General features: G+C 33.3%; 1 protein-coding gene. It reads right to left on the minus strand.

From position 1 onward, the window contains the following. Positions 1 to 145: 145 nt before the first annotated feature. The gene (mcjA, locus tag D3I60_RS01400) at positions 146 to 322 is read right to left on the minus strand and encodes a lasso peptide microcin J25 (protein ID WP_262774325.1); all 177 of its coding nucleotides are present in this window, start codon (positions 320 to 322) and stop codon (positions 146 to 148) included. Positions 323 to 430: the final 108 nt, after the last annotated feature.

Genomic DNA, 430 nt, shown 5'->3' on the forward strand with positions numbered 1-430 from the left:
GTTGTTAACTCTGTAATAACGCCATGTAAAGTATTCCTGCCCCCTCCATGATCCTCCATAGTATTTCTTGAGTTAATTTTCAAAAAGCTTCTGATATGTGATTTATTGTTGATAGACAAAATGACAGATTTCTTCTTTCAGAATATCAGCCATAGAAAGATATAGGTGTACCAATCCCCACAAAATACTCAGGCACATGTCCTGCACCACCTTTTGTGAGTTGCGATGCTGGTTTTTTTATTTGTATAACCCCCTTTGCAGGAGATGGAACATTATTTTTTTTACCAGAAGACAGTTTATTAAAATAAAAATGCTTAATCATTTTTACGTTCCTTATTTGATGAAAATAGTATGATGATTTTTACAGAGGAACCTCACGTCCTTCTGTTAGAATTTTATTAGCACAAAATACAATTGAGATCAATAATCA

It is taken from the genome of Brevibacterium permense, assembly GCF_025506275.1.
Taxonomy (GTDB): domain Bacteria; phylum Actinomycetota; class Actinomycetes; order Actinomycetales; family Brevibacteriaceae; genus Brevibacterium; species Brevibacterium permense_A.

Excerpts from the sequence above, each read along its gene's own strand:
- mcjA (WP_262774325.1), bottom strand. The coding sequence starts at position 322 with ATGATTAAGCATTTTTATTTTAATAAACTGTCTTCTGGTAAAAAAAAT.